General features: G+C 47.1%; 28 protein-coding genes. 11 read left to right on the top strand and 17 right to left on the bottom strand.

What is annotated here, in order from left to right; translation table 11 throughout:
* Positions 1-7 precede the first annotated feature (7 nt).
* From ACLVWR_RS14155 to ACLVWR_RS14140, 4 genes are all read left to right on the top strand, one after another.
* The gene (locus ACLVWR_RS14155) at positions 8-934 is read left to right on the top strand and encodes a S1 family peptidase (RefSeq protein WP_413581281.1); all 927 of its coding nucleotides are present in this window, start codon (positions 8-10) and stop codon (positions 932-934) included.
* Between the two features lie 108 nt (positions 935-1,042).
* On the top strand, positions 1,043-1,642 hold the full coding sequence (locus tag ACLVWR_RS14150; RefSeq protein WP_413581280.1) for an LA_2272 family surface repeat-containing protein: 600 nt from the start codon (positions 1,043-1,045) through the stop codon (positions 1,640-1,642).
* A 1-nt stretch (position 1,643) separates the two neighbouring features.
* The gene (locus tag ACLVWR_RS14145) at positions 1,644-1,958 is read left to right on the top strand and encodes a putative quinol monooxygenase (protein WP_413581279.1); all 315 of its coding nucleotides are present in this window, start codon (positions 1,644-1,646) and stop codon (positions 1,956-1,958) included.
* A gap of 69 nt (positions 1,959-2,027) precedes the next feature.
* Positions 2,028-3,059 (top strand): hypothetical protein, encoded by a 1,032-nt coding sequence (locus ACLVWR_RS14140; RefSeq protein ID WP_413581278.1) that lies wholly within the window; start codon positions 2,028-2,030, stop codon positions 3,057-3,059.
* A gap of 10 nt (positions 3,060-3,069) precedes the next feature.
* Here ACLVWR_RS14140 and ACLVWR_RS14135 read toward each other — a convergent pair whose 3' ends face one another.
* From ACLVWR_RS14135 to pheS, 5 genes are all read right to left on the bottom strand, one after another.
* The gene (locus ACLVWR_RS14135) at positions 3,070-3,834 is read right to left on the bottom strand and encodes a YoaK family protein (RefSeq protein WP_413581277.1); all 765 of its coding nucleotides are present in this window, start codon (positions 3,832-3,834) and stop codon (positions 3,070-3,072) included.
* Between the two features lie 58 nt (positions 3,835-3,892).
* The gene (locus ACLVWR_RS14130; RefSeq protein ID WP_413581276.1) at positions 3,893-4,519 is read right to left on the bottom strand and encodes a MerR family transcriptional regulator; all 627 of its coding nucleotides are present in this window, start codon (positions 4,517-4,519) and stop codon (positions 3,893-3,895) included.
* Positions 4,488-4,823 carry an integration host factor subunit alpha gene (locus ACLVWR_RS14125; protein ID WP_088617065.1) on the bottom strand — a complete coding sequence of 112 codons (336 nt, stop codon included), beginning with the start codon at positions 4,821-4,823 and terminating at the stop codon, positions 4,488-4,490. The genes ACLVWR_RS14130 and ACLVWR_RS14125 overlap by 32 nt, the downstream gene beginning before the upstream one ends.
* A gap of 164 nt (positions 4,824-4,987) precedes the next feature.
* Entirely contained in the window at positions 4,988-7,426 is a 2,439-nt protein-coding gene (pheT, locus tag ACLVWR_RS14120; RefSeq protein ID WP_413581275.1) for a phenylalanine--tRNA ligase subunit beta, read from the bottom strand.
* Positions 7,423-8,448, bottom strand: a complete 1,026-nt coding sequence (pheS, locus tag ACLVWR_RS14115; RefSeq protein WP_340599471.1) for a phenylalanine--tRNA ligase subunit alpha — start codon at positions 8,446-8,448, stop codon at positions 7,423-7,425. Before pheS ends, pheT begins: the two co-directional genes overlap by 4 nt.
* Before the next feature lie 234 nt (positions 8,449-8,682).
* On the opposite strand from pheS, the gene ACLVWR_RS14110 reads away from it, so the two are divergent.
* The 3 genes from ACLVWR_RS14110 to ACLVWR_RS14100 all read left to right on the top strand — a co-directional run bounded on the left by ACLVWR_RS14110 (position 8,683) and on the right by ACLVWR_RS14100 (position 11,078).
* On the top strand, positions 8,683-9,294 hold the full coding sequence (locus tag ACLVWR_RS14110) for a hypothetical protein (protein WP_413581274.1): 612 nt from the start codon (positions 8,683-8,685) through the stop codon (positions 9,292-9,294).
* 147 nt (positions 9,295-9,441) lie between these two features.
* Positions 9,442-10,317 carry a 16S rRNA (guanine(527)-N(7))-methyltransferase RsmG gene (locus ACLVWR_RS14105; RefSeq protein ID WP_413581273.1) on the top strand — a complete coding sequence of 292 codons (876 nt, stop codon included), beginning with the start codon at positions 9,442-9,444 and terminating at the stop codon, positions 10,315-10,317.
* On the top strand, positions 10,314-11,078 hold the full coding sequence (locus tag ACLVWR_RS14100) for a TrmH family RNA methyltransferase (RefSeq protein ID WP_413581272.1): 765 nt from the start codon (positions 10,314-10,316) through the stop codon (positions 11,076-11,078). The genes ACLVWR_RS14105 and ACLVWR_RS14100 overlap by 4 nt, the downstream gene beginning before the upstream one ends.
* Here ACLVWR_RS14100 and ACLVWR_RS14095 read toward each other — a convergent pair.
* Positions 11,075-11,698: a hypothetical protein gene (locus ACLVWR_RS14095; protein ID WP_413581271.1), complete on the bottom strand. Its 624-nt coding sequence runs from the start codon at positions 11,696-11,698 to the stop codon at positions 11,075-11,077. The genes ACLVWR_RS14100 and ACLVWR_RS14095 overlap by 4 nt on opposite strands.
* Positions 11,699-11,852: 154 nt before the next feature.
* Positions 11,853-12,488 carry a hypothetical protein gene (locus ACLVWR_RS14090; RefSeq protein ID WP_413581270.1) on the bottom strand — a complete coding sequence of 212 codons (636 nt, stop codon included), beginning with the start codon at positions 12,486-12,488 and terminating at the stop codon, positions 11,853-11,855.
* 134 nt (positions 12,489-12,622) lie between these two features.
* On the opposite strand from ACLVWR_RS14090, the gene ACLVWR_RS14085 reads away from it, so the two are divergent.
* Both ACLVWR_RS14085 and ACLVWR_RS14080 read left to right on the top strand, forming a co-directional pair.
* A complete protein-coding gene (locus tag ACLVWR_RS14085; RefSeq protein ID WP_413581269.1) occupies positions 12,623-13,321 on the top strand; it encodes a DNA alkylation repair protein in 699 nt (232 codons plus the stop codon).
* A 153-nt stretch (positions 13,322-13,474) separates the two neighbouring features.
* On the top strand, positions 13,475-14,221 hold the full coding sequence (locus tag ACLVWR_RS14080) for a transglycosylase SLT domain-containing protein (RefSeq protein ID WP_413581268.1): 747 nt from the start codon (positions 13,475-13,477) through the stop codon (positions 14,219-14,221).
* An 82-nt stretch (positions 14,222-14,303) separates the two neighbouring features.
* On the opposite strand, the gene ACLVWR_RS14075 is transcribed toward ACLVWR_RS14080, so the two are convergent.
* From ACLVWR_RS14075 to ACLVWR_RS14035, 9 genes are all read right to left on the bottom strand, one after another.
* Positions 14,304-15,194: a mevalonate kinase gene (locus ACLVWR_RS14075; protein WP_413581267.1), complete on the bottom strand. Its 891-nt coding sequence runs from the start codon at positions 15,192-15,194 to the stop codon at positions 14,304-14,306.
* Entirely contained in the window at positions 15,184-16,164 is a 981-nt protein-coding gene (mvaD, locus tag ACLVWR_RS14070; RefSeq protein WP_413581266.1) for a diphosphomevalonate decarboxylase, read from the bottom strand. Before mvaD ends, ACLVWR_RS14075 begins: the two co-directional genes overlap by 11 nt.
* A gap of 3 nt (positions 16,165-16,167) precedes the next feature.
* Positions 16,168-17,067, bottom strand: coding sequence for a hypothetical protein (locus tag ACLVWR_RS14065; RefSeq protein WP_413581265.1), 900 nt, complete (start codon positions 17,065-17,067; stop codon positions 16,168-16,170).
* Between the two features lie 12 nt (positions 17,068-17,079).
* Positions 17,080-18,390: a hydroxymethylglutaryl-CoA reductase, degradative gene (locus tag ACLVWR_RS14060; RefSeq protein ID WP_413581264.1), complete on the bottom strand. Its 1,311-nt coding sequence runs from the start codon at positions 18,388-18,390 to the stop codon at positions 17,080-17,082.
* The gene (gene fni / locus ACLVWR_RS14055) at positions 18,387-19,430 is read right to left on the bottom strand and encodes a type 2 isopentenyl-diphosphate Delta-isomerase (RefSeq protein ID WP_413581263.1); all 1,044 of its coding nucleotides are present in this window, start codon (positions 19,428-19,430) and stop codon (positions 18,387-18,389) included. Before fni ends, ACLVWR_RS14060 begins: the two co-directional genes overlap by 4 nt.
* A gap of 26 nt (positions 19,431-19,456) precedes the next feature.
* The gene (rplT, locus tag ACLVWR_RS14050; protein WP_340599484.1) at positions 19,457-19,804 is read right to left on the bottom strand and encodes a 50S ribosomal protein L20; all 348 of its coding nucleotides are present in this window, start codon (positions 19,802-19,804) and stop codon (positions 19,457-19,459) included.
* 76 nt (positions 19,805-19,880) lie between these two features.
* Positions 19,881-20,072, bottom strand: a complete 192-nt coding sequence (gene rpmI / locus ACLVWR_RS14045; protein ID WP_088614378.1) for a 50S ribosomal protein L35 — start codon at positions 20,070-20,072, stop codon at positions 19,881-19,883.
* A gap of 189 nt (positions 20,073-20,261) precedes the next feature.
* On the bottom strand, positions 20,262-21,563 hold the full coding sequence (locus tag ACLVWR_RS14040; RefSeq protein ID WP_413581262.1) for a DUF3443 family protein: 1,302 nt from the start codon (positions 21,561-21,563) through the stop codon (positions 20,262-20,264).
* Complete coding sequence (locus tag ACLVWR_RS14035) at positions 21,556-22,023, bottom strand: DUF2844 domain-containing protein (RefSeq protein ID WP_413581261.1); 468 nt, start codon at positions 22,021-22,023, stop codon at positions 21,556-21,558. The genes ACLVWR_RS14040 and ACLVWR_RS14035 overlap by 8 nt, the downstream gene beginning before the upstream one ends.
* Positions 22,024-22,212: 189 nt before the next feature.
* On the opposite strand from ACLVWR_RS14035, the gene ACLVWR_RS14030 reads away from it, so the two are divergent.
* Positions 22,213-23,241 carry an alpha/beta hydrolase gene (locus ACLVWR_RS14030; protein WP_413581260.1) on the top strand — a complete coding sequence of 343 codons (1,029 nt, stop codon included), beginning with the start codon at positions 22,213-22,215 and terminating at the stop codon, positions 23,239-23,241.
* Positions 23,242-23,256: 15 nt separating this feature from the next.
* Positions 23,257-24,744: a succinate CoA transferase gene (locus ACLVWR_RS14025; protein WP_413581259.1), complete on the top strand. Its 1,488-nt coding sequence runs from the start codon at positions 23,257-23,259 to the stop codon at positions 24,742-24,744.
* Positions 24,745-24,768: 24 nt separating this feature from the next.
* Here the strand turns inward: ACLVWR_RS14025 and ACLVWR_RS14020 are convergent, their stop codons facing one another.
* Positions 24,769-25,428 (bottom strand): SH3 domain-containing protein, encoded by a 660-nt coding sequence (locus ACLVWR_RS14020; protein ID WP_413581258.1) that lies wholly within the window; start codon positions 25,426-25,428, stop codon positions 24,769-24,771.
* Positions 25,429-25,434 lie beyond the last annotated feature (6 nt).

Raw genomic sequence — 25,434 nt, 5'->3', positions numbered from 1 at the left:
TTTACTCATGAAAATTCTCAACCTTCTAACAATATTGGTTCTGCTCTCATCTGCGGCCTGCACTCAGGTCAGCCAGGAGACTTTGCGCGCGCGCAATTCAGAACTGATCATTGGCGGAAAACGGGTCACCAAAGACTCCCCGATTGGCAAGAGCACAGTCGGTATTTACGACGTCAACACCACGATGATTTGCACCGGCGTCCTGCTAGAAAATAACATTATACTGACAGCGGCTCACTGCCTTACGCCCAATCTTGACGAAACTTTCGTTGTTTTTGCAAAAGACATGGATCCCATCATCGAGGATTATGATCTTCTTCATAAATCCCCACTGACTCGCCGAACTTTGGCTGCCATAGTTCACAGCGACTTCAAGGTTCCCGAAGAAATCCGCGGGACAAATAATCCAGCTAATGACATTGCTTTGTTAAAATTCAAAGGTTCCATCCCCAAAGGATATAAGCCCGCGCGCATGTTAACCACGCCAGCCCTATTGAAGGTCGGTCTTTCCACGATCATCGCCGGTTATGGTGTTGAATCCGACGAAGTGACCGAAATCGATACGACTCAAACTGAAGACCTCCAAGCGCTTCTGGATGAAGGCGCTGCCATTTGCTATTTCGACGATGATGCCAATAAAGAACGTTGCTTCAGTGAAGAGCTTTCTGGTCCCGCAGTTTTAAAATCCACATCGGTCAAAGTCGGTAGCTTCCCAAATCCGTTTGAAGCTATTTTGCTACAAGACAAAACCAACGGCCCTTGTTTGGGAGATTCTGGCGGCCCTGCATTCATCAAGTCTGGCTCTGAGTACCTGGTTTGGGGCATCACCAGCCGCGGAGACTTAGGATGCTCCACGCGCACATTCTATACAAATATCCATGCCTACAAAACATGGATCATCGAGAACAGCGCTCGCCTGACTCCAATCAAGTAATCCAGCTCGCTCCAGCAGTTTCCATCACTTTAGAAATAAAAATCCACCTTGGTCGGGATCTCGCTTCCAAGGTTTGCTGATTGATGTGCCTTGTTTTTATGATGAGGTATGAAATTAAAAATTCTACTTCCACTTATCGCCTCCATCTCCCTGATCACTTCACAAAGTTTCGCAGCCTTCACCCCACTGTCTGTGGCCATCGTGCCGCCGATACAGTTTCCTCCTGAGGATTTTTCCATCACAGGTTTACGCCTAAGCGCCCTGTGGGGACAACACCGCGATGTCTATGGTGTGGATCTGGGCTTGTTGGGAAATATCACGGATCAGGATTTTGTTGGCATTGGGGTCTCTGGGGTTTTCAATGCCACTTACGGCAACACTCGCATCATCGGCTTGCAGCTGGCCGGCATGGGCAACTACAACAAACAAAAAACCTCGGTCGTGGGTCTGCAAGCAGCTTTGATGACCAACTACAACGTGGCTGAAAGCAGCGTCTACGGTGTTCAGCTATCCCTGGCTAACATCAGCGCCTTCACTGCTATATATGGCTTGCAATTGGGACTTTATAACCGCGCCAAGTCTGTCTATGGCTTTCAAATTGGTTTAATCAACGTCACAGACAACTTGCACGGTTTGCAAATTGGTCTGGTGAATATGAATAACACGGGGCCATTTAAAATCTCCCCTATCCTAAACGTGGGGTTCTAATATGTCAGTCGCGCGCATCAATAAATTCATCGCTAAAAATAATTCAACTGATGAACTGCGCGCATTCCTTTCTGAAGTCTGCACCCACATTCGCAAATGCCCCGGTAATCTTTCTGCCGAACTTGTACAAAGTCAGGAAAATACTTCGGAGTTCCTGGTGATTGAGCGCTGGACCACCAAGGAAGCCCATCAAAATTCAGCCAAAGAAATTCCAGCCGAACAGCTACAGAAAGTTTCCGGTTTACTTGCGGACAAACCGACTGGCACCTACTTCAACGATTTCAGCTTGGAACTTTCCGAGCAGGACTACTTCTAAAGCTTAACTAAGGTCCTGCTCCCTATTTTCTCGAATCAATCCGCTTAGGCTCTGATAGCATTATTATATATGAAAATGCTGGTCGTTTTGATTGCCTTGGTTCCTCAAATCTCCTTTGCCAAAGTCTCTTTTGGAAAACATGAAAATAAGGTCATGGCCTATGGCGATTGCAATGATGTCAAAGAAGTCATTCCTACTTTGTCTCAGTGGACTATCAGCAGTAAAGCCGGCAAGGGCTGCGAAAACTTATCACCCACTCGACAATTTGATGATGTTTGTTCCTATGATGTCACCACTTGCGTTCCTGAACACGTCGTTAAGTATCAGGATGCGAATCCGGATTCGCACGGGCCCAACTGCTGGAATCTTTCCCTGGTGATGAAAGGCATTCTTCCGCATCTGCGCTATACAACTCCGGAGGAGATGGCTTTTTATATGGCTCCGCCCTTGTGTCGACAACTCAAAGACGGTGAAACTCGCCAGTCCGGTGATATCGGCGCCATCCGCACAATTGACAAGGGAGTCACATCCGAATCCCATGGATTTATTTATATTTCCGAAAAATTAAGCTATTCAAAAAATGGCGCCGACAAAAGATCTCCGTATGCGCTTCAGTCACTTGATACTGTTTTAAAAGTGTATGGAGTTCCCAAGGACAGCGAATGTCGAAAAAACGAAATCACTGGCACAAACTGCAAAGCAGCGGTTTCCTATTTCCGCTGCCAATCATTGGATAGTTACATGGAGTCCCATAAGGAAATTCCAGAAAAGGTCAAAAAGTACTTCGCTGAAGCAAAAAAGGCTGAAGGCTGCGTATCTGAGCAGACCATGGGTGGCAAAGCTTTAAGTGCCGAGGCTATTCAAAATATCACCGACGCAGCACTGTCCTTAACGATTTTTGCCAATCAATTAAAGCAGGATCCTGAATTCACAAAGCTACCCAAAGACGAACAAAGCTTTATCGCTAAAGCCCTGGTATACCGACTGAATGGAGTCTCGAACCAGTTATACCTGAACGAAGAAAAGTTCCTTGGCGACAGCACGAACTTACTGACCCGATCCTTCGCAGAAAAAATAATTGCCAATGAGGCCACTCGTTAGGCTCAGCCCATTAAGAGTGTTTTTTGCGTGGGTTGATGATTTGGAAGTAAATCATCGATACCAATAAGATCCCGGAGGTAAATGCCGGGATCAAAAATCCCCAAAATTGGGCAACCGGAAATACGAAACCTCCGACGACGGACCCCAATACAAACATAGAGATAATCCCGAGACGCATGAAAGTGGCTTTTTGTTCATTCTCAAGAAGTTCGTGATGTTCTTTTAGAAGAATGTTTTTATTAAATAGACGGACCAAACCAATTCCCAAATCGGTGGTAATCCCGGTCAGATGAGTGGTGCGAACAACTGATCTGGAAACACTGGTAATCGTGCCGTTTTGAATACCGCAGGTAAAACACAAAAGGATCAACAACAGGTATCCCAAGCGATCCTCTTCCAATGGAATTCCAAATTCACCAAACCATCCCAGCCAGCCACCGATTGTCGCCAGCAGGGTCAGAATAAAGATCACCGCATAGGCCAGATAGTATTTGGGCTTCTTATGAAGCTTTAATCGAATATCCACCAGGTAGCCGCTGACCATTGCTCCAAATAAGAAGAACAAAGGCACAATCAGCATCCCCCAAGCTTGCGCACGATTGCGCAGACTGTATTCATAGCCAAAGAACGTCGCAAAGCCCGTAACGTGGGATACAAAGCGATGGCAGGCCATAAAGCCGCCCATATTAAGAACGCCTGCCTGGAACGCCATCAGCATCCAGATCGTGATATTACTGCGAGTATAGTGAGAAATGGATTCGTTACCGTAAAGCATATTGCCCGACGCCCTGGAGATAAAAAAAAGGGCTTCGTTTCCGAAGCCCTTTGAAGTTTTACATAAACATTCCGCGAAGTTTGCGGATATCTGTCAACAAACCCTCGACCATTTCATTTACATTGTCGAGTTTGTGATAGACCTGGCTCATATCTTTTTCTTTGCGCACATGAGCTTTTAGTTCCTTCATCGCATTTCTTGCACCTTCAATCGAAAAACGATCACGATGCAAAAGTTTACGAATCAAGAGCGCGTTCTCAACATCTTTGCGCGTGTACATGCGCTGATTGTTGGAAGCTTTTTTCGGCTTAAGAACATCAAACTCAGTTTCCCAGTAACGAAGAACGTATTGTTTGATACCCAAAATCTCAGCCACATCGCCGATCTTAAAAGCCATCTTATTCGGTATCGCCTTGATCTCATCCATCAACTTTTCATCACACAGCATGGCTGGGATGGAAATTTGCGGCATCTGAGAAGACTCAGGGTTTGCACCTTGAGTTTCAGCCTCCACGAATTCCAGATGCTGATCACCCAGTGAAAGCTCAGAGCTCTCAAAGCTCATTTGCCCATCATTGGCAAACTGATCAACGATCGGAGTCATCGGATACTCAGTACGCTCACTTGTAGCTGCCGTCGTATCCGCTTCAGGACTATTCATCGTCGCCGTAGTCATCATCGTCATCGTCATCATCCTTGAGATGTTCGTACTCTTCACCGTTCAACATTGCCTTCAACACTTGTGAAGGACGGAATGTCAGAACACGACGAGCAGAGATTTTGATTTGTTCGCCCGTTTGCGGATTGCGCCCGATGCGCTCGTTTTTTCCACGCACGACAAAATTTCCAAATCCAGAAATCTTAACTTTATCGCCATTTTGCAGAACGTGCTTCAAGGTATCAAAGCACAGTTCAACCAGTTCAGAAGCTTCCTTTTTAGAGAAGCCGATCTTCTGGTAGACGTTTTCGACGATATCGGCCTTCGTCACAGTTGATTTACCCAAGTTTTGGCCAGCCATTGTGATCCTTCACTTTGTTTTAATATCTTACTTTAACTTCAAACGCTGCTTCAGCTTTCACCCCTATTCGGGGGTCCAGCACTGCCTGCTTTCGCAGACTAAAGCGTAACAAGCATCTGAAAACAATCAACAATTTATCTCACGGAAAGGTCAAAATTCTTCTTCAAAGACTCTAGAACCTTGGTTGTCACTCCGGAGATCTGCTCTTCTTGCAGTGTGCCATTTTTATCCTGAAGCCACAAACGGATCGCCACGGACTTCTTGCCCGCCTCCATTTTGTCGCCTTCATACAGGTCAAACACATCCACATTCACAAGAAGTGCACCCGCAGCTTTTCGGATGTCTTTTAGAACATCGCCCACCTTCAACGTTTTCGGCATCACAAAGGCAAAGTCACGCTCCACCACCTGGAACTTGGATACACTTTGGATACGGAATGGACGAGGTTGACCTTTGTACAATTGATCCAGATCAAACTCACCAATCGCAGCAGGCACACGGATTTTTGCATCATCCAAAATGACCGGATGAAGAGTTCCGATAAAGCCCACTTTCTTACCCTCCACCAACAACTGGGCAAATTGCCCTTGGTGCATAAATGCTGGAACTTCGGCTTTATTGGCCGGAGTAACCCAAGTGTAAGAAGAGATATTCAAATTCTTAAGAAGTGTTTCAACTGTCGCTTTCAACTCAAACACAATTGGATAATCCAAAGACTTATTCCAAAGGTTTTCATTGCGTCCCCATAGAGCAAAACCCAAACGCGGATTTTCTCCGTACGAACCATCATCACCAGTGTAGAATGTACTGCCGATCTCAAACAATCGACCCATCATATTGCCGTAGTGGAAGTTCGTGGAAAGATTCTTGAACAAGCCAAAGCTTAAAGAAGATCTCATTACATCCATTTCCTCGTTCAGAGGATTCATGATGCGGATTTCTTTTGCCGTCGCGTTCAAGCCCGCTGCTTTCAAAGCGGAAACATCACCAAGGAATGGTTTCTCTCCTTTGGAGCCCACAAACGCAAAATTGAATGCCTGCTGGAAACCATCCGCACGCACCAGCTCGCTCACTGATTTATTCAGCAGGAAGCCTTTATCGTGATGAGCTGGAGGATTTGTGAATCCCGGCAACGCTTCAGGAATATGATCATAACCATTCAGGCGCGCATATTCCTCAACCAGATCCATATCCTGCTCAAGGTCAAAACGGAATGTTGGAGGCAACACTTTGAAAGTCTCGCCATTTTTTTCAACTCCGCAGCCCAAGCGCTTCATGTAATCCACGAATTGAGATTCAATCGCCTCATAGCCCAGACGATCAGAAACAGTTTTCACAGTGATCGTGATTGGATTTTTCTTAACTGGATTTGGATAGAAGTCATGGTGATCAGCAAACGCCTCGCCACCGGCCACTTCCAAAATCAAAGCTGTCGCACGATTCAAACCGCGCAAAGCCCCGTCTGGATCCACTCCACGAGAGAAGCGGTACGCGGAATCAGAATCCACACCGTGCGTGCGTGAAGTTTTACGCGCACTCATTGGCACGAAGTAAGCGGACTCCAGGAAGATTTCTGTGGTTGCATCCGTCACGCCGGAATTTTTACCACCGATAACACCCGCCAAACACATTGGGTGAGATGTATCACGGATCGTCAGTTCTTCACCGGTCAAAGTCTTTTCAGAACCATCCAAAGTAATGAACTTTTCACCCGCTGTGGCGCGATCCACGACGACTTTTCCGCCACCGATGAATTTCGCATCAAAAGCATGCAACGGTTGACCCAATTCCATCATCACAAAATTCGTCACGTCGACGATGTTGTTGATGGAATTCATGCCCACAGATTCAAGACGGTGTTTCAACCATTCCGGGGATGGACCGACTTTAACTCCTTTGATCACGCGCGCTGTATAGCGCGGGCAAAGATCAAAAGCTTTCACTTCCAAGGCGATTTCTTTTTTGGAGGAATTTGAACCCAGTTTTGGTTCTGCCTTAGGAGTTTTCAATTCTTTTGAAAGCAAGCACGCCACCTCGCGTGCAAGACCGAAATGACTTAGGCAGTCCGCGCGATTCGGAGTCACTTTCAATTCAAAAGTGATATCGTCATAACCACCGTACTCTGCATAAGATTTACCGATCGGTGCATCCGCTGGCAAAATTTCGATGCCGTCAGATTCTTTTGCCAGGCCCAGCTCTTTCAAAGAACAAAGCATACCAGCAGAGTCCACACCACGTACCGCAGATTTTTTAATTGCGAAATTGCCCGGCAAAACTGCCCCTGGCAAGGCCACGATCACGCGATCACCCGCTTTGTGATTTTGCGCCCCGCAAACGATTTGGTGTACCACATCGCCCGTCGAAACACGGCACAAGGAAAGTTTATCCGCATTGGGATGTTTGTCTTTTTCAAGGATGTGACCAATCACCACGTGATTGAAGTCTTTGGCAAGATTCGTGATCTCCTCAACTTCAAGTCCCGCGCGAGTCAAAGTTTCTGCAAGTTCTTCCGGCTTGGTAAAGAACTCTTTCACATCCACATATTCTTGGAGCCATTTTAGACTGATTTTCATTTTACAAACTGCCTTAAGAAACGAACGTCATTTTCAGGGAACAAACGAATGTCTTCGATGCCGTACTTGATGATGGCCATACGCTCTACACCAAAGCCGAAAGCGAAACCTTGATATTTAGGATATTCAATTTTCGCCATTTGGAAGACTTTTGGATTTACCAATCCACAACCACCGATCTCGATCCAACCAGTTTGTTTACAAAGACTGCAGCCTTTGCCTTTACAAATCGGGCAAGAGCAATCCACTTCCGCAGAAGGCTCTGTGAATGGGAAGAAGCTTGGACGGAAACGCGTTTTCAAACCTGGACCGAAGTATTCGCGAACAAAAAAGCTGATTGTGCCTTTAAGATCCGCCATGGAAACTTTCTCATCCACACACAAGGCTTCGATCTGATGGAAGTTCGGCAAATGCGAAATATCGCTGTCACAACGGAACACCGGACCGGTACCAATCACGCGCAGTGGAAGTTTTTCCTCTTCCATCGTGTGAATTTGAATCGGACTCGTGTGAGTTCTCAAGACGTGAGTTTTATCGATGAAGAACGTATCCTGCATGTCACGCGCCGGGTGATCAGCTGGAATATTCAAAGCTTCAAAGTTGTAGTAGTCTTTTTCAATCACAGGTCCCGTGCGTACGGAATATCCCAAACGCGACATGATGGTGAAGATCTCCTCGATCACCATGTTCACCGGATGCTGCGAGCCCTTGGCACGTGAAGCACTTGGCAACGTCAGATCCAACTCTTCAGAAGACATCTTGGCATTGATCTCAGATTTTTTAAGAGCCTCTTCCGCTTCTGTGTAAGCCGCTTCAAGAACTGCCTTCACTTCATTGACCTTCTTACCAAAAAGAGGTTTCTCCTCTTTCGGCAGTGAAGCCATTTCTTTCATGATTTCTGTAAGAGAACCACTTTTCCCAAGGTATTGAACCTTGAGATCATAAAGTTCCTTGGAGCCGGGAGCCGCTTTGAAGGCCGCCAGTGCCGCTTCTTTGATGGAATCGAGTTTGGACGTTGTCATAGAGGTCAGTTATCCCGCCAAAAGCCCCTATTTTCAAGGATTTGGCCACCATAGCCCACGGCGGCAAGGGCAACATGCTTTTGAATTAAGCAAAAGCGGCCATTTTCCCGCGCCAGAGTCCTGTCTCAAGATGATATTGTCCCTCGAAAAATCAACATTTGTGCCGTGAGAAACAGGTCCAGAACCGTTCAGTCGCCCCCCGTCGGCGCCGATATATTCCCTATGGGAGTCGTTATGAAATACTTGCTTTTAGCTCTGGCAATCCTGACATATTCACACCAAAGCTTTGCTCAGCTGGATTCGGATATCGAAGCCGAAATGTCCATGGGCATGTCTGAGGAAGCGAAAATCGATGCTCAGGAGCAACGAAAGTTCCTGGAGCGTGAAAAGGTTCGCCGCGAACAAATGCGCCAACAGGCCGTAAAAACAACCAGCGAGGCGAAGAACCTTGAAGCACAGGCTGCCCGTGAAGCTCAACAGACTCGCGTGGAAAAAGAACGCCTGACAGTTCAGGTGAAAGAATATCAACGCCAGATCAAAATGAACGAAGAGCGCAAAATCAAGGCGCAAAAAGAAATTCAGTACCAAAAAGACGAGGCGGCTCGCTACAAAAAGTTCGCCCAGGAATACAAAGACAAGCGCGATGTCACCAACAAGGAAATCGAGCGTCTGAATGAAGACGGTCGCAATATCGCGAAATGGACGGCTGAGGCGAAAGCTGAAGCGGCCAGAAGCCAGCGCGATGCTGCCTATGCAGCTGCCAAGGCCAAGCAACAAGAGGCCTATAACGAAAGAGCCCGCCAGGACGGTAACCGCGTCTACCGCGGCATCAGTTCCGAGCGATAATTGAATCTGATCAGTGTCTAAAATCCCGACGAATCCCCCGGGTCCCGGGGGCTTTTTACAGGGCCCCTTTCCACAGACTCCGCTTTTCCGCTCGAAATAAGCTAAACCCTTCTATCTTCAGACAAAAACGGCTATAACAGCCGTTCCATGGCACATAAGAACAAATCGAACTACAGTCCCTATAAAGCCCGTCAAGAAGCCCGTGCGCAAGCAATGGGTGCCAAGTTCGCCAGCGCCCCGCCGGCTGAACAAAAGGGACGCCATAAAAAACCTGAATCCATTTTCGAGTTGAACGAAGCCAACGATCGTCTGGCTGACATTTTCCGTAATCATGATTTCAACCTGGTGAACCACAGTCAGCGTCAGCAACTGGCCCACTTCTATCGCCTGTTGATGTTGAATCAGGAAAAAGAAAACTTCACGCGCCTGTTGAAGCTGAAAGACATCGCAATCAAGCACTTCATCGATTCGATCATCATCATGAAGCACACTAAGCTTCAGTTTCCGCTTTTGGACGTCGGCACGGGGCCAGGCTTCCCGGGCATCCCTTTGAAAATCATGTACCCGGACGAACAGATTCTTCTGGGCGAGGGCGTGCAACGTCGCGTGGAATTTTTAAAACACGTGCGCACTGAAATGAAACTTCCGAAGCTGGACATCCTGGGCCGCAATATCAACAAACACTGCGTGTACCCTGTCAATGGTGCCATCACACGCGCGGTGGAGGATATCGGAAATACTCTTGGAAATGTGATCAACTGCCTGAACATCGGTGGCCGTGTTTATTTCATGAAGGGTCCTGGAGTGGATCCTGAAATCAAAATGGCCAAAGAGAACTGGTCCGAGTATTTCAAGTTGGTCGAGGACACGGCCTACTCCCTGCCCCAAACACCTCATGACCGCCGCATGGTGGTCTATGAGAAAATCAAACACATGCCTTTGCCGGATGAAGATGAAGGCGAAGAGATGTTGTTTGAGGAGCTGACAAACGAAGAGAAAAGACGCTGGGCGGTTTACAAATGATCGAAATCTCCTCTAAAACGAACGACCACTTTCGCCGCTGGATGGATCTTTCCTCCTCCCGAGGCATTAAAAAGCACGGTGAATTTATTCTGATGGGTGAAAAGCTCATTCAGGAGTTTTTGCAAAATCCAAACTATAAAATCAAGGCCGAGATCCTTCACGAAGACTTGAAATCCGTAACTTTGACTCATGCGGTTTCAAAAACTCAGCGCATTCCTATTTTTAAATTGCCGAAGGCGCTTTTTAACGAAGTCGACGTCGTCGGTACGCACTACAACCTTTTGGTTTTGGAACCGAAAACTATTGAGCCCCTCAACGCGGCTGCCAAACCCGAAGGACTGGAAGTGATTGCTCCTCTGGGGGATCCTTCCAATTTGGGCGCCCTGGTTCGCTCTGCTGTTGCTTTTAAAGCAAACAAAATTATTCTGACCGAGGAGAGCAGTTCACCTTACCATCCGAAAGCCATCAAGGCCTCAGCGGGTGCGTTGCTAAAAATTCCTTTGTATAAAACAGGTAAGTTTTTGGAGTTCGTTCAAACGAACAACGACATTTATGCTTTGGATATGAAGGGCGAAAACGTCGCCAAATTCAACTGGCCGAAAAACCTTCGTCTGGTCATCGGCGAGGAAGGCCCGGGCTTCAGTGGAGTTAAAGGTCTTAACCGCCTGTCCGTTCCGACAGACGGTATTGAGTCCTTAAATGCGACTGTCGCCGCATCCATTGCCCTGTTCAGTTACGCCCAGAAACATTCTTATTACTAGTTTTGAGTGGGTTTGCGCGGAACCGTGCAAACTACTCCGCAACGGTAGAAACCTTTTTTCCAGCCACCCCAGCAGTGTTTGTGCATGCGTTTGTAAGGCTTGTAGCAAGTTTTACCATCAGCAGGTACACATGTGTTTCCTTCATAAGCTTCGCCCGGTTTTTGATTTTCACAAATCTTGGCAGGACGACGCAAAGCCACTGTGCCTTCTTCGTTCATGGTGAAAAGGCCAGAAACTGTCTCTTCAGCAAAAAGGTTTCTGCCACGATGGTCGTCTTTGCCGCGACCGTAGTCACATTTATAGTCACCATGCGGAGCCCATTTGCAATTTGCACGGGCATTACACGCATAACCACAGTGATAAATGCCCTTCTTCCAACCACCCCAGCAATATTTGCGTGAGTTTACATAGCCATCTGGACAAGTTTTTCCTGCAGGATCACAGGCACGTTGCATCTCCATTTCGTCCGCAGCCGCTGGCTTTGGCACATCAGAGCACTTTGCTGCCAAAGGATTCAAAACAACGGACCCATCAGCCGTCATTTGCAGCGTTCCTTGGTAAGCATGAGCAGAACCGAAACCCAGTACGCTCATCAAAAGCAATGCAGATAGAAATCTCATAGTAATTGTTCTCCCTTTAATAAAGTTCCGCAATCAGACCAAGAATTGCAACCCTTGTCACTTTTGAAAAGCGTAATTCTTAGCTAGAGCGCTCCAGAATAAAAAAAAGGCCCCCAAACGGGAGCCTTTTAAAATCATCAATTAGATTTAGCAACTAGTCGTTGAACGGGCCGCCGAAGCCGCCGTTGCCATCGTCATGTGCATTGCGTGATTTCTCACAAACATAACCACAACGGTGGATGCCTTTTTTCCAACCACCCCAGCAGTATTTGTGCATGCGTTGGTAACCAGCGCCGCAGTTCACACCGTCAGCTGGACGACAAACAACCCATTGCTCGTTGTCACCTGCTGTAACACCTTGGTCTTCGCAGATAACTTTAGCAGTTTTGAATTCAACTGCGCCATCTTGTTGAAGGTTCAAGATACCAGAGATTTCACCAGCAAATGCCTTAGGACCTGGAGCTGCACCAGCTCTTGGACGGCTGCATTTCCAGTCACCACTGTGGTTCCAACCGCATTGCTCTTGTGGCTTACAAGAGATACCGCACTTCTGGAAACCTTTTTTCCAACCGCCCCAGCAAAGCTTAGCAAATTGGTCGTAACCAGTTGGGCAAGAATTGCCTGCTGGTTTACAGTAATTACCGTTCGCTACTGGTGTAGCAGGGCAAACGCCACCTTTTAGAGGTTGGATTTGTGCGCCTTCAAGTGTTGGAACAAGGGCACCTTCGAATGCCATTGCAGTAGAGCCAACAAAGCCCAAAGACAAAAGAATCATAAAAAACTTTTTCATTTTGTACTCCTGTTTAGTATTTAATTGTCCAAAGATTATGGGCGCAATCTAATGAAGACCACTTAACTAATCAAGCGTTGTCGACTATCAAATTGCTATCGACGCGGGCGACAATCGTATAGAATAACAAAATCATGACAATTCATTCAGAAATTTCAAAATTGCAAAGCAAAACGAGAGCGAAAGTTCTTCAAAGATTCTTTAAAACCGGCCCTGGCGAATACGCAGAAGGCGACGTGTTTTTAGGACTTACTGTCGGTCAAAGCCGTGCTATCGCTAAGCAATTCAAGGAATTGTCTCTCTTAGAACTCACTCCCCTTCTATCGTCACCCATTCACGAAGAGCGCCTTATTTCCTTAATAATTCTGTCACAGCGTTATCGCAAGGCAGATGAGAATGAGCAGAAAAAAATCTTCGCCTTTTTGATTAAAAATCGAAAAGGAATCAACAACTGGGATCTTGTGGACACTATCGCTCCGGCGGTTTTTGGCCCACACCTATTCGATAAAGACCGCTCGATTCTATATAAATATGCAAAGTCCAAAAATCTGTGGGAACGACGAATCGCCATCATCTCCACTTTCTATTTCCTTAGACAACAGGACTTTCGGGACACTCTTCAGATTGCCGAAGCACTGTTAAATGATGAGCATGATCTGATTCACAAAGCCGCGGGCTGGATGTTGCGTGAGGTGGGTAAGCGTGATGTGAAAACTCTAAAATCCTTTCTCAATAAGAACGCCGGAAGAATGCCGCGAACCATGCTTCGCTACGCGATTGAAAAGTTCCCTGAGCAGCACCGCCAGCGCTACCTAAAGATAAAGAGGAAGTAGTTCTAAATTGCCTCACATCCGGGTTTCCGTGCCCAGAGCCATTTCCCCGACTATCGTACAAATTTTCGACTATTCTCCACGACATTGGCTCTCATGTTTTAGACAGTATCCGCAACAGTAAAGGTTTTCCGGGCAGCGACCGATCTGCTTGTCATGGCAAGATTCAATTTAAAAACCATATTTTTTATTTTGATCTCGGGATTTCTGGTTACTGCTTGCGGAAGCAATTCCTCACTCAGCTCCAGTCAACTTTCCAGCACAACCGGTGACAACAACTCATCCGGTATTGAGACCCCTGATCCAACACCAACCCCTACACCATCGGTAGAGCCGACACCGTCACCAACACCTGGTGCTTTGGCTGTCGCCCCCATCTGGGAAGCTGCAAAAACTGATGGTAAACTATGGACCGCGCACGTGATGACTCAACTTGAGGTTTTAGGAGAAGACCTTCTTGATGTGATCCCGGCTGACGGCACCACTTTCTGCCCGAAATACAACAGTCTGACTCGCGAACAACGCAAGAACTTCTGGGTCTACTTGATTTCACAGATGACGAAGTATGAATCCAACTTCACACCAACTATGAATTACACAGAAAACTTTAACGACAGTTCCGGCAACAACGTCATCAGCGCAGGCCTTCTGCAGCTCTCAGTTGAAAGTGGCAACGCTTACGGATGTGGTCTTAAGAAGACAACCGACTTGCACAATCCATACACGAACTTAAGCTGTGGTATACGCATCTTAAATCGTTGGATGGGTAAAGACGCCCGAATCGCCGGGCAGGTCAGCGGAAGCTGGAGAGGTGGCGCGCGCTACTGGGCCGTTCTGCGATCATCGAACTCGCCTTACGCGAAAATCGTGGCGGCGACCAAAGCGATTTCAATCTGTAAATAACCATTCCCTGGCAGCTCATTCCCCTGAATTGCCTCTCTTAAAACAAAACCCCATCTTTTCAGATGGGGTTTTACTTTTAAAATTAGCAAGGAATCAGATTTTTCAAAGTTTCCGCAGAAGGTGGTTTTTCCCAAAGGGATATCACATATCCACCGCCACCTGAACCCGTGGGTTTCACCGCAATGGCTCCTTGCTCGCGCAACCAGGCAATGTGACTTGCCGGAGCCCCTTCATTCAAACCCCACTTTTCAAAACACTCAGCACCCAAATTCAGGGCATCAGCCAAAACTTGCAGCCCCTCAGATTCAGATTCCATCAAGAGCGCATTCTGCGCAGTCTCCACGGCCTTGGCCATGGTCAGGTCAATTTGCTGCCCTACCGGAGGTTGCTTGGCCAAAAGGTCCTTCACTTTGTTCACAGCATCCGCGGTAACTCCGCGCTTGCCGGAATAAGAAATATACCAGCGCGGCTTCCACTTAGGAGTGATCTCGGTGCGCTCACCATTGCGAACAAAGCGCAATCCTTGGCCACTTAAAGCCACGGAAATATCAATACCACTGCTTTCGCCATGGAATAGATCTTCAAGACTGCGCGCAAATTCAAAATACTCAGATTCCTGAACGTAGCCCAGGTGCCCCAGCCAACGAGTCAACGCCACACAAAGTGCCGCTGAGGCCCCCATGCCAGCACCCACCGGCAAAGAGGAATCCACATGCAAAGTCCCGGTGAAAACCGGGCGAGGAATGTTTTTTAACTGGAAGGCTCTTTCCAAAACACCCCAGAAAAGAAGCTGCATTTCCTGGCCGTGATCACCTTTAAGGTCCAGAACCAGGGCATGCTCCCCAGGAGTGTATTTTAGTTCCAAAGTGCGTGATGGAATTGGAAATACCAAGGAAGGATATCCGCGAATCACGGAATGATCTCCCATCAGGATCCATTTACCAAAAGCTGTGCACTGAAAACTAGTGGACATCAGGCTTTACTCCCTCGAAGGCCAAAACTTTGAATTTCTCGCCGAAATGCTGGCGATATTCTTTAAAGCGTTTCAATTGATCATGACGGAACAACATATGCACATTCGCGCCGGCATCCATGGTCACCAACGGACCATCCTGCCAACGATTCCACAACTTCTCACACTCGGCCAGAACTTCTTTAGAGGCTTCTGTCATGTAACCAAATGCCGGAGTGCTGGTTTCAAACAGGCGATGCATATCAATAAATTCATCCCAGACAATCTGGCGCGCCATATCCCAGTCACCGTTTTGCAAAGCCATCGAAAGGTCACGCAGACGAATTTCTGCACGTTCAACACGACCTTCAAAGCGCGGACTGGTTGTTACCAGCTTATGAGCTTCCGAAGAGGAAACTTCTTTTTTGGAATCTTCCACCACCACACAGATGTGGTGCATGTCTGCCAAAGGCAAATTCATTGGCTGCGCATACTCCTGTTGCCACAAAGCCCAGGGACTGAACAAAGAACGACAGGAAGAACCCGACCCCTGACGGGAAAGTTCAGACAAGGTTTTCTTATCCGCACCCCAAGGTTGAGGATTGATTATTTGGAACATTTCAGCCGCCGCCAAAGTCAGCGCTGCAAAACTGGAAGCGGAACTTGCCAGACCGCAGTCTGAGGGGAAATTGTTAGCGGATTCCACCAGGAAGTTTTTTTGAACTCCCCATTTTTCTTTTAAATTAGCCAAATGCTTTAGGAAGCGCTGCTGGCCTTTTTCTGAAAGGTCAATTTTCTCAAGATCATCGCGAATCAAGGGTTTCCATTGATCCACTCCTCCATCAACTTCCGTCAGACGCACAAACGTGCGCAGGTTTTCAAGAGTATAAGACAAGGAAGCATTCGTGGGTTTGTTACCGGAACCTTCAATTTTTCCCATGTACTTGATCAATGCAATATTCGATGGAGCTGAAACTAAAACCTGCTTCATAAACTAACTTTCCTTCTCACTAATATGCAGACCCGCAGAAACAGTTCGCTGAGAAGCTATAACTTTCACATTCACAGACTGACAGTATTTTTCGATGTTTTCTGATTGATTCTTTTCGGTCACCACAAACAAGACATCGGCACCCAGGGCACCACAGCCTTTGGCAGCCTTAACAAAGGGTTGCGAGCGAATACCTGACAGAAGATCCAACGTCGGCTGACACGTGAATTCCAGATTCTGCAAAGCCCGGGCATAATCCTGAACTCCCAGGACCAACTCTTCAGAATTGACGGAAGCAAAGGACTCTTGCACGCGGTATGCGGCTTTTTCCAATGCCGAGGAATCAAACTTCTTCAGAGTTTTTAAGTGCTCGTGGGTCGCCACTTTATTTCCGGTATGGATCAGATAAAATTCCAAATCCTGAAACGGCCAGCTATTCACAGACAACAAGCCTTTGCGTTTTTCAAAGAACGTCAGGCTTCCCTTCATCTGCGCAATCAGGTCGGCACCACTTGGGGGCGCGCCTTCGCCATTCCAGGCATATTGCTGATAAACGGATAACAGATGCTTGAAATCAAATTGCGCTTCCATCCCGACCAAATGGGATTCCCGGTGCATCCAACTGGCATACACTCCCAGGAACTGAGCGGTGGAAGCCCCGAAGCCGCCGACCTTATAAGGGTCTTCAAATATTAAATCGATATTTTTAAAATACTCAGAGTGATCCTGAACAAACTTTCCGGCCGGAGATTCAGGATGAATACTCCCCAAGGAGCCGGTTCCTTTGGCTTCAGTCACTTCAAAGCAAGGCTTGGTCAGAACGCACAAGGTCGGTCCACCGTGGAGAGCTAAATACTCGCCCACCAAAAAAGTCTTGCCAGGAATAGTGCACTTCAAAGCCAAGGGATACTCCTCTTAGTGAGGATGCTGGGTCGTGCTGGATGCCTGACCCGCGCGAAGCTCTTTTAGAACTTCAATCGCATTGCTAAGGGAAATACGCTTACGAATAGTCAAAATCTCTTCCAGCTTCTTTTGTACCGCCGGGATTTCGCGCTCTTCAGCGCCAGCACCCAATGCCAGATTCTTTGTATGAAGCTTCATGTGACCTTCGATGATACCGACTGTCGTCAATGCCTTCAAAGCGCCCAGATTCTGTACCAAGCCTACGGCCGCAATAACACGGGAAAGCTCATTAGCAGATTGAGTGCCCAGCATTTTCATACACATCATCGCTGTAGGATGAAGAGTCGTAACTCCACCTACCGTACCCACAACCAGTGGTGCTTCAAATACACCCGTCAGGCCACCGTTATCACGGTACCACTTGGTGATCGAGCGGTACTGACCATCACGGCAAGCGTAAGCATGAATGCCGGCTTCCACCGCGCGCCAATCGTTGCCTGTTGCCACCAAAACCGGATCGATACCATTCAGCACACCTTTGTTGTTGGTGGCAGCACGGTACGGATCCATTTGCGCAAACAAGGAAGCTTCTTCAATTTTTTCTGCCAAAGCAGGATCGATGTCTTTGATATGAACCACAGCGCGAGTGATTTTTGTATCGACCAGATTGGACAGGATACACATTGTCACTTTTTCGCCCGTGAATTGTTCGATTGGCTCTTTCAGGTATTCGCACACCTGATTCATGATGTTCGCACCCATCGCATCACAAGGGTCCATAAGAACGTGAACCACAGCCATATCAGAGCCGTCACCACGAGGTACACGGCGTACTTGAATATCACGAACCCCACCACCGCGACGAACCAGGCCGAAGGCCACTTCGCGGTTGGAGATTTCGATCATGTAGTTTTTCTGAGCCAGAAGTTGTTTTTCAAAAATCGCAAAGTCTTTCACTTTGGCGATTTGAATTTGACCGATGATTTCACTGCCCACCACTTCAGTCGTGATCGAGCCGGATTCACGGATCCATTTCGCAGATTTACATACTGCCGCTACGATAGAAGTTTCTTCCACCGCCATAGGAATGGCGAAGTCTTTGCCGTCGATACGGAAGTTCGTAGCAACTCCCAAAGGCATTTGAAAATAACCGATAACGTTTTCGATGAACTTTTCACCCAAAGTCGTGTCACGCAAACCACCCTTTGCCAGGTAATCAACGTCCGCTTGTTGCAAAGCACCCACCTCAACCAAAGAATCCAAACGTTCCTGGCGAGTCAGTTTTGAGAAACCTTTAAAGATCTCTTGCAGTTGTTTTTTCATCGAACCACCTTCTTATCTGCCAGCTCAGCCAAGTTTCCGCTGCCTGTGCAGAATAGCGCGATTTTAAGTTCAGTTTCCAAACGATTCAGTAAGTTCTCCAGAGCATCGTCGCCTTGCAAAGCCGCTTCTAAAAACGGTTTTGCAATTCCGACCTTTTTCGCTCCTAAGGCACATAGTTTAGCCACATCAAGGCCCGTACGCACGCCGCCCGATGCCCAAACTTCATAAGTGACGCCAGCCGCCTCAGCATTGCGTAAAGACTCTACCGTGCTGATGCCCCAGTTCGCGAAAGTTTGCGCCACTTGGTAAAGCATCGTGGTCTCTTCAGAACGATAACCTTCAACACGTCCCCAGTGAGTTCCGCCCTTACCCGCCACGTCGACCGCGGCAATGCCGGTGCCTTCAAGGCGCTTCAGCGTACTCACAGAAAACCCACAGCCAACTTCCTTCACTATCACCGGAACTTCTGCGAATTTCACGAGGTTTTCAATAGCTTGTAAGGAGTTCTTAAACTCTGTGGTGCCTTCGGGCTGCAAAGCTTCTTGCAGAGGGTTAACATGGACAAACAAAGCCACCGCTTCGGTCGCATTCACCAAGCGGCGAATGTCATCCAACGGGGTTTTGATCAATTGAGCAATACCAATATTTCCCAGGAGGTGGGCTTTGGGTGCAGCTTTACGCACCAGAGTCCACTCCTCGGCAGCATTGGTATCATTCAATTCACGACGTTGAGAGCCGACACCCATCAAAATCTGACGGCGATCGCTTAAACGAGCCAGGGCCTGATTGATTTCACGGCCGTGTTCGTGGCCAGCAGTCATGGAAGAAATAAAAATCGGGGAAGAAAGACTAACGTTAGTCTTAGAAAAAGAAAAAGAGGTCGAAATATCGACCTCTTTAAAATTCAAATCAGGCAGAGCCTCATGAATTAACTCGATCGAATCCAATCCCGTTTGCCCTTCAGTCTGAGACCTTGGGTCCAGCGCGATTCTGATGTGATCGCGCTTTCTATTTTCAAACTGAGTATTGGATTCGCTCATTGCCGTTGCTCCTTATGAGCTTCGACTTATTTCAAAGCGTGTTTGCAAAGTGCTGCGAAACCCGCTGCATCAGTAATAGCCAAGTTAGCCATAACTTTACGGTCTACTTGGATGCCAGCTTTAATCAAGCCACCGATCAAACGAGAGTACGTAGTACCGTTCAAGCGAGCAGCTGCATTGATACGTTGATTCCACAAAGTGCGGAAGTTACGTTTTTTAGCTTTACGATCGCGGTAAGCGAAAGCCATACCACGGTCATTTTTTTCTACCGCGTGGATGTACGCGCGAGAACCAGCGCTGTAGTAACCTTTTGCTCTTTTAAGAACTTTTTTGTGACGAGCACGATTTGTTTTACCAGATTTTACACGAGCCATTTTGAACCTCTGTTTAGATCTCTACTGCCAATTTGTACGGCTTAAGAGAGAAAATTTATTTATTAACTTAAAAACCTTAGAATACTAGGCAGCGACGTGCTTGAAGCATGTTCGCGTCTTCTACGTAAGATGTTTTACCAAGTTGTCTTTTTGTTTTTGAGCTCATGTGAGAGTTCAAGTGACGCATACGAGTGCTTTTTTTCTTAACTTTGCCGCTCGCAGTAACTTTCATGCGTTTTTTAGCGCCTGAGTGAGTACGCATTTTCATAGGTATTCCCTTGTCTCCGATAAGGCGTTCCTCCCGATGGGGAAGACTCTTAGTAGTGCCCTAGTCAGTCATAAATACGGACTCATGGTTTTAGGTCGAATACTGTGGAAATGCAAGCATTTTAACGGATCTTGAAAACGAAAAAAGGACGCCCGGGCGTCCTTCGCTTAGATTAGTGATTTTAAGCACTTAGAAGGCCCAGAAAGGTCCTGAAACGGTAGTCCCAGTAGGATTCAAGGTTGTCTTATTAATCACAGCCGACTTCCCATAGATCCCCACATAAACCGACCGACCTAGGAAAAACGGCAGCCCCCAGTCAAAGGGATCCCCGTTTAGATCCGAGGAGTCAAAGGCCACGTTGCGATAGACCATACTGTAGGGCTCTGAGGAAGCTAACGTGACCATATTACCGACCTCAAAAGATACCACTTTAGTGGTTGAGCCCGATTTCATCGTTGCAGAAATATTGATTAAGGCTGCTGGACAATAAAAACCCGAATCTCCGGAACACAGAGCTGGATACCCACCAGATTGTTGTGGGAATCCGTTAAAGTTAGTTCCGCTATCAATAAATGAGTACTCGTAGGTATTTCCATTGTACTCGGTTGCGAAAGTCGCATCATGGTCCTGCGCAAAAACAGTCAAGCCTGTTCCCGAATTATTCTCATCCGTGCCGATACCTAAAATAAGATATCCGTAGGCTGCACCAGCACCAGCTAGTGGCACTTCAGGCAACATCATCACAAGTCCGTTATTATGAGATACGAGTTTAGCGACCGGGTTGACGATTTGATCTGCGGCAGGAACCGGAACCTCGATGCAGTCATTCGGATTAGATCTGCAACCCCAGTATTTATTAGGCAAGGTGGCCGGACTCCCTGCTAGACACCCATTTTGTCCAACAGTACCAAAACCAACGCTGCAATCCTCAACAAAAGACCCTACACCAATAATCCCATTAAAACCCGCCACATCAGGACCTGAATCAGGGTTGCTTGCGCATTTTGCTTTTTCTGAGTAAGAAGAGTCCAAGGTTACAATAGAAATCGAACTGTCAGTTTTAATATTTCCCAACTTCACATCAGCTTTTACCACCTGCCCCCAGTGCCCAGAACCATCAAGATATCGAGTGCAGTTCGCAAGCCCTCTTGTCGCGTCCCCGGCGTAAGGCACCTGATTCAACGGAACCGTGATAAGTGATTTGAAAATCTTCAAACCATAACTTCCCGTATCCACCAGAATGTTATCGATAGTTTGGCACTGCGAGGTGCCTGGCGTGCAGATTGTAACACTGATACAAGGCTCGTTCACATAGCCATGCACCCCACAAGCCCCCACTGACAATGGAACTACGTTATCTCCAGTAAGATTTGTCGGAAAATAAACAGAAGGCTTGCGCGAAGTACCGCCACCACCGTCTGAGCATCCAAGCTGGTTCATGCCGACGACAAACCCACCCAATAAGATTAAAACTATTTTGAACTTATTCATGGAACGTAATGTCCTTTAAATCAAATCCCTGAGGCAGACTTGCCGGTATGTAGGCGCGCCCCCGTTGATCTGTCTGGCGACTGGATCCCTCGACCACGATATTGTCAGTTTTAATTTTCAAAGTTTTACGACCATAGATACGGCCACGGGCTGCGACTTTTTGTTTGTACTCTGGCAAATAGGTGCCAAGTAATTCCTCGAGCGGTGGCAGACTTGTACCTTTCCAGGCTATCGCAAAAACCACACCCGATGAATTAACAAATTGACGGATTTTCAGATCACCCTCTTCAGATTCACTGACCGTATAAGTTGTCCCCGTTGAAGTGGCTTTTTTGGATTGGGCAGATTTGGCAGAGGACGAGGAACCGACGACCAATTGGTCCCCGAGTGCGGCACTGACAGGTGTTGAAGTGAACAAGTACATCGCCCCCAAAAGAAGGCCGCAAATCTGATGTTTCATGAGGGCTCCCACTCCTATTATTTTCGGATTAATTTCGCGATTTCGTAAGTGAAAACCCGAGTTTTTGTTATTCGTTTCCCATAACATGACAACCACTTCCCAAGACGAGACTTGCCTGGGTTTTGTCGATCTTCTTGGCCCTGTGCATTTGACTAGAACTCACCCACGCAGCCCTGTACCATTCTCAATATGAAACATTTCGAGACGCTGACTAATTTTCGTGCCTATGAAGTACATAACTTTCAAATTGAGACTTTGCAGATTCGCAGTGAAGTCCTTAAGAACAATCCACTGAACGATTCCGCAGTTCGCTTCAATCCTTTGTTATTACCAAAAAACAGCGGACCTTGGCCGGTTGTCCTGGTGTTGGGTGGCTTCAGTGGCAACGCACCTTTTTATTTCAATCCCAAATTCAACGAACAAAACACAATTCAAGTGATTGATCAGGCCTGCACTCGCGGCGAAGCGCCGGAAGCCCTGTATGTTTTCGTAGATGCACTTACCAGCTGGGGTGGCTCGCAATTTTTAAATTCGTCTGGTGTTGGGAATTATGAAGACTATATCATGACCGAGCTTGTTCCTGCACTTTCACACTACCCGGTCTCCAAAAATCCTGCAGACTGGTGCGTGATGGGCGGATCCAGTGGTGGCTATGGCGCACTTCATTTATCCAGTAAGTATCCTGACGTGTTTGGACTGTGTGCCGCCATCGCGCCGGATTCATTTTTTGATGCGAGCATTATCAATGATCTTTATCAGGCCTTGCCCGTATGGGAAAAATACGGACAATCCGGCTTGCGAGTTCTGGAAGAACTTCGCAGTGGAAAGCTTACCAAGTTTCGCAATTGGCATTCATTACTGAACGCTTTTGGGATGTCAGCGTGTTATTCACCGAAAGGCTCCTCAGGTGATTTTCATTATCCGTTGGATCCGCGCACAGGAAATAAAAATATTGAAATTTGGCAGCAGTGGCTTGAAAAAGATCCCGTTCACTTTTTGTCAAAACGTCTGACCGAGGTTCGAAAACTTGATGGCCTCTATCTGGATGTTGGCACAAAGGACAACTTCCATTTGCAGTATGGGGCCCGGCAGATTTCTAATTTACTGAAAGAAAACAGCGTGCCCCATGATTATGTTGAATTTGACGGAAATCATTTCGACATCGGGGATCGCCGTCCGGAAGTATGGAAATGGTTAACGACATACTGGCGGAAATAGAAGACTGAGGAATTTATGCACCACGACCGCATCGCCGAAAGATTTCGCAACAAGATTACCTCCGCAGAACATGCCGCGGAAATAATCAAAGACGGAATGGTCGTGGGTGCAAGTGGATTCACCAAGGCTGGTGATCCCAAGGCAACTCTTTTAGCCCTCGCAGCTCGCGCCAAAAAGAATCCGCTAAAAATCAATCTGATGACCGGCGCCTCTTTAGGTCACAATCTGGATGGATTGTTAGCTGAGGCCAATGCACTCTCCCGCCGGATGCCGTTCCAGGCGGATCCTTCGTTGCGAAAAAAAATCAACAATGGCGAGGTCATGTTCACGGACCCTCATTTGGGTGAAACAGCAGAGCTTTTAGCCTACGGATTTTTGCCTTCAGTGGATATTGCAGTCATTGAGGTCGCAGCCATCTATGAAGACGGTTCCGTACTACCCACGACTTCTGTCGGCAACAACTTAACATATGCCCGTCACGCAAAACAGATCATCCTGGAAGTGAATACCACCGTCCCATTGGAGATCCGCGGCTTCCACGATATTTTTGCAACAGGTTTATCCCCTCAACGCCAAATCATCCCGGTCACTGAGGCCAATACGCGAATTGGAACTGAAACCATGCCTATGGATCCGGAAAAGATCGTCGCCGTGGTAGTGTCAGATCTTAAGGACAGTCCCATTGAACTCACCTCGGTTGACGACAAAACGCAGGCAATCTCAAACCACCTGATGGAATTCTTCAAAGACGAAGTTAAAAAAGGCCGTCTTACTTCCCAACTGCCTCCCCTGCAAACAGGTATTGGCAATATTGCCAACGCCGTCTTCAGCGGCTTTAAAAACGGTCCCTTCGAAAATCTGCGCATGTATTCAGAAGTTTTACAGGACAGCACCTTTGAACTTTTGGATTCTGGCAAAATGAGTTTTGCCTCGGCGTGTTCTTTTGCGGTGACGGAAAAATGTTATGAAAACTTTTTTGCAAATTTGGACAAATACCGCGGAAAGGTACTGCTACGACCTGAAAAAATCAGCAACTCGCCAGAGGTCATTCGCCGACTGGGAGTGATCGCTATCAACACCGCCATCGAGTTTGATCTCTATGGCAACGTCAATAGCACACATATTGGCGGCAATAAGATGATGAACGGCATTGGCGGATCCGGGGACTTTGCTCGCAATTCTTATTTGAGTATTTTCGTGACTCAATCAGCATCCAAGAACAACAGTATCTCCCATGTGGTTCCAATGGTCACTCATGTGGATAGCAACGAGCATGACGTGGATATTCTGGTGACGGATCAGGGACTGGCGGACTTACGTGGCCTGGCACCCAGGGAGCGCGCTCCATTGGTGATTGAAAACTGCTGCCATCCTGAGTATCGCGATCAACTGAAAGCCTACTACGAAGAGGCACTCGTTCGCGGTGGGCACACTCCACACATTATCGAACGGGCTTTTTCATGGCATCAGAACTTTAACGAGCGTGGGACGATGAAGTTATGAGCCTGGAATGTGAACTATGTTAGATTAATCACCAGCAATAAAGAGATCCATTTCCCAACCGGAATTAGTTTTTTGGAACTGGACTCGGTAGTCACTTGCCACCCGCACATCAGATCGCGAGATATATCCTTTTTGGGATCCCTCTAACTCAACCAAATACCACTCATTAGAATTTTGTTCCTCTGAAAGCTTCAATAAATCGAAATTGGAAGTTCTGATAGTTTTTGAAGTGTTGCTTGGTTTTTCCTTAATTTCTGCACCCTTTTTAATAACAGCGACGAACGAAAAGGAGTCATACCCCTCTTCTGGCCACTTAGAAAAAACATAGGGGCAGACAAAGGCGCTTCCTGATTTGGTGCAACCAAGATCGATCGCCGTTTCAAGTTCCTTCCAAAACGGCGTCTCCGCACCTTTCTCGATTTTGTTGTATTTAAGGAATCCAACAGTCGCGTTCTTATCTACTTCTACGCCAAAGGTGTACCTAATATCTTTCGATATAATCTTTTTAATGAAGTTTACATCTTTATTTCTAATTGATTTCAATAATTCTTTTTTAAAAAGAACAAATGAAGTATCCTTGCCTGACTCATCGACTGGCAATAGTTGCTCTGCTTGACCAGAAATTAAGTAGGTGAAACAGAAAAAGAAAATTAAAAATGGGCGTAAGAATTGTTTTGTTGTCATTCTCAA

It is taken from the genome of Bdellovibrio sp. HCB288 (assembly GCF_047305935.1).
Lineage (GTDB): Bacteria > Bdellovibrionota > Bdellovibrionia > Bdellovibrionales > Bdellovibrionaceae > Bdellovibrio.
The sequence above is the reverse complement of the archived record's forward strand: the minus strand, read 5'-3'. Positions and strand labels throughout refer to the sequence as shown.